Below are 3,119 nucleotides of genomic sequence, written 5' to 3' on the forward strand. Positions count from 1 at the left end.
TAAAGGCTTTTGCGGGGGTAGAGCGTCAGGTGGTGTGCGTTTTGAGGCCTGTTGTGCTCGTCTGCGATGCGGTCGGCTCATTTGTTGAAGTCATCAAGCCGCATGACGCATCACAAACGAGTTGTTCAGACCTTCCTTAGGCTTTTGTAGTAGCCGCACCCCGAGACATGCAAACGCAAATTGGCAGTAACCATGAGCATCTTTGAAACTCTCCGGCGACTACTTCGAATGGTTCCTCGCTCTGTCGCATTTGATGAAGAGCAGATCGTGCGAACAATGTCTGATGGCAACACTGAAGTTGTTCGCTGGGACGACCTGCAATCTGTATCAGTGATCACTACTAGCGGAGGTCCATGGAGCGAAGACGTCTTCTGGGTTCTGCTGGGTGAATCTGGAGGCTGCGCAATTCCCCAGGGCGTGCTTGGTGCCAAAGAATTGTTGGTCAAGCTTCAAACATTACCCGGCTTCAAGAACGAAGTATTTATTCAAGCAATGGGGTCCACATCCAGTGCGAAGTTCCTCTGTTGGGAGCGCACTCATCCGCAATAACCTTATTGGTTCAATATGCTTAAGCAAACTTCAGAATGCCAATACCTGGAAGGTAGTGGCATCTCCACCATCTTCCACTTCGCTTCCCAGCCTAACTGGGGGTTCAACGTGGACGCTGATACGGCCCATCGCTTCGGATACGCCTTATGGGCGCCAGTTAACTAGTTCGTTAGGCCCTCGCGTAATACGCAGCATGCCCAGGCCACACGAGCCGCCTGCTCGGCGGCAGTCGCACATTCGTTCTTGCCACCAAGTTGGTGTGTTGGCACCGCTGCCGCTCAGGTTGCAGGTGGGTTAGATTGCGGCATTCGTCAGCGCATGGCTGACGCCATACGCAAAGGGAGGCGTGATGGCACGGTTCATCTCGGAAGCTGCCGCTGCAGCTCATCGCGCACACCAGGCTGACGCCTCGTGTGCGGGCTCACGGCCTGCGCATCGGCCCTGCTACTGGCACCGGCCTAACTGGGCGTTGCAGGGGACGCCTCCACCAGCGCACGCTTCGGTCATGCCAAGCGGGCGCCCCTGAACTTGGGCGTTAGGCCACTCCACTCATGCGTGAATGGGTTGCGCGACAAGCCGAACGCCAAGGGCCGCGCACACCTTGCTGATCGTGTCAAACCTGGGCTGCGAATCGGCACGCAGCGCCTTGTAGAGCGCCTCGCGCGCAATGCCGGAAGCTTTCGCAATCTCGGTCATGCCACGCGCACGCGCAATATCTCCCAATGCTGCTGCCAGCAAAGCAGGATCACCAGCCTCCATCACATCGGTCAGGTAGGCCGCCACAGCCTCCTCCGCGTCAAGGTAAGGCGCGGCATCGAACTCAGCCAGCTCACTCACTTTTGTACGCTTGCTCATTTCGTGCTCCTTAGTCCAACGTCTTTGCCAGGGTCTTGGCCTTGCGAATGTCCGCCGCTTGGCTCTTCTTGGAACCACCGGCGAGCAACACAATCAGCTCATTGCCGCGCTGCACGAAGTACACGCGCCAGCCTGCACCCAAGTGGATGCGCAGCTCCGACACTCCCTCCCCTACCGGGGCAACATCGCCAGGCAAACCAAAGGCCAAGCGCCGCACACGGGCCGCAACAACAGCCCTGACTTTGGCATCAGAGACGCCATCCAGCCAACGGGTGAATTCGGGTAGTGCCTTCACGCTGATCATGATGCATCGTAATCGATCGATTACAATTCGTCAACAACCCATTGCCAGGCAGTGCCTTGTTACGTTAGGCTGCCTAAAACGCTTTTGTGCGCGAACATCAGGAACACAAAAACCATGCAAATCAAGCACTTGCAAGAGCCCTCTTTCGGGTGTGTTGGCCTGTTAGACCAACACCTCATGTAACAAGCCGTTGGTCTATTTCCAGTTAGGCCCTCGCGTAAATGCACCGCTTGCACAGGCCATGCGAGCCACCTACTCGGTGGCTACTTGCAGCCAGGCATGCGCTTCTTGGTTCGCGCAAGGTCTCGTGGCATGCTTGCATTCAAGCTGGCGTCAGCCAAGCATTCAACACTCAGGGAATCATGCACATGCCGCCTCATGCCACCATCGGCCTAACTGTGCGTTGCAGGGGACGCTTCCACCAGTGCGCGCTTCGGCCACGCCAAGCGCGCGCCCCTGAACTTGGGCGTTAGGCCCTCGCGTGAATACGTCGCTTGCACAGGCCAAGCGAGCCACCTCCTCGGTGGCTACTCGCAGCCAGGCATGCGCCTCTTGGTTCGCGCAAGGTCTCGTGGCATGCTCGCATTCAAGCTGGCATCAGCCAAGCATTCAACACACAGGGAATCATGCACATGCCGCCTCATGCCACCATCGGCCTAACTGTGCGTTGCAGGGGACGCCTCCACCAGTGCACGCTTCGGCCATGCCAAGCGGGCGCCCCTGAACTTGGGCGTTAGGCCACATGGACAAGCGCATAACCTACGTTGATGAAGTACTTGGCTTCATGTTCCCTGAGACGTTTGCAACCAAGTTTGCCCAACTCGGCTCACCTCAGGGTGATCTTGAGTTTTGGTATCGGAATGCACTGGTATACACCTCGTTGGTCAACTCTAGGCCGGTCGCTGAGGAGCAGCGTCAACGACTGCTCACTATGATCGAGGCCATCCGATTTGACGCAATGTGCGGCGCCTTTCCAGGGGAGGACCTCGAATTCGATCTCTCCGCCTATGAGTTCAGCGAAGACATCCTCTCCTACAAGGCGTCTGCGATTGAACAGGTTCTTGCCCAAGAATCGGTGTCAGCATCCAACATCGACCCGTATCCTCCTGATGGTGCTTCTCGCCACTAAGCCCAGAACACGCGGCATGCATCATTGCAACGCTATCTTTCATCACTTCAGCCTTGGGCCAAAGTGTGGCCTAACTGGGCGTTGCAGGGGACGCCTCCACCACTGCTCGCTTCGGCCATGCCAAGTGGGCGCCCCTGAACTTGGGCGTTAGGCCCTCCTTGAACTCCACCGCTTGCCCAGGTCAAGCAAGCCGCCTCCTCGGCGGCTATGCGGCCAATGTCTGCTGGGCAATTGCATGCGGCGGATTTTTTGGCGCGCTAGTCGTCAAGTTGGCGCACGCGA

4 protein-coding genes are annotated in these 3,119 nt (G+C 57.5%); 2 read left to right on the forward strand and 2 right to left on the reverse strand.

The window, feature by feature from the left end:
* Window positions 1–192: 192 nt before the first annotated feature.
* Window positions 193–549 (forward strand): hypothetical protein, encoded by a 357-nt coding sequence (locus tag ABG80_RS21810; RefSeq protein WP_152987414.1) that lies wholly within the window; start codon window positions 193–195, stop codon window positions 547–549.
* 549 nt (window positions 550–1,098) lie between these two features.
* On the opposite strand, the gene ABG80_RS02035 is transcribed toward ABG80_RS21810, so the two are convergent.
* Together ABG80_RS02035 and ABG80_RS02040 are read right to left on the reverse strand one after the other, a co-directional pair.
* Window positions 1,099–1,404: an addiction module antidote protein gene (locus tag ABG80_RS02035; protein WP_058086125.1), complete on the reverse strand. Its 306-nt coding sequence runs from the start codon at window positions 1,402–1,404 to the stop codon at window positions 1,099–1,101.
* Window positions 1,405–1,414: 10 nt separating this feature from the next.
* Window positions 1,415–1,708, reverse strand: a complete 294-nt coding sequence (locus ABG80_RS02040; RefSeq protein ID WP_058086126.1) for a type II toxin-antitoxin system RelE/ParE family toxin — start codon at window positions 1,706–1,708, stop codon at window positions 1,415–1,417.
* Between the two features lie 742 nt (window positions 1,709–2,450).
* Here ABG80_RS02040 and ABG80_RS02045 point away from each other — a divergent pair.
* On the forward strand, window positions 2,451–2,837 hold the full coding sequence (locus ABG80_RS02045; protein ID WP_058086127.1) for a hypothetical protein: 387 nt from the start codon (window positions 2,451–2,453) through the stop codon (window positions 2,835–2,837).
* The last annotated feature ends 282 nt before the right edge of the window (window positions 2,838–3,119 follow it).

This window comes from Aquabacterium parvum (assembly GCF_001447195.1).
Lineage (GTDB): Bacteria > Pseudomonadota > Gammaproteobacteria > Burkholderiales > Burkholderiaceae_C > Aquabacterium > Aquabacterium parvum.

Bases quoted from the DNA above. Each gene is read 5' to 3' on its own strand.
- ABG80_RS02035 (WP_058086125.1), bottom strand. From the start codon at position 1,404: ATGAGCAAGCGTACAAAAGTGAGTGAGCTGGCTGAGTTCGATGCCGCG.
- ABG80_RS02040 (WP_058086126.1), bottom strand. From the start codon at position 1,708: ATGATCAGCGTGAAGGCACTACCCGAATTCACCCGTTGGCTGGATGGC.
- ABG80_RS02045 (WP_058086127.1), top strand. From the start codon at position 2,451: ATGGACAAGCGCATAACCTACGTTGATGAAGTACTTGGCTTCATGTTC.
- ABG80_RS21810 (WP_152987414.1), top strand. From the start codon at position 193: ATGAGCATCTTTGAAACTCTCCGGCGACTACTTCGAATGGTTCCTCGC.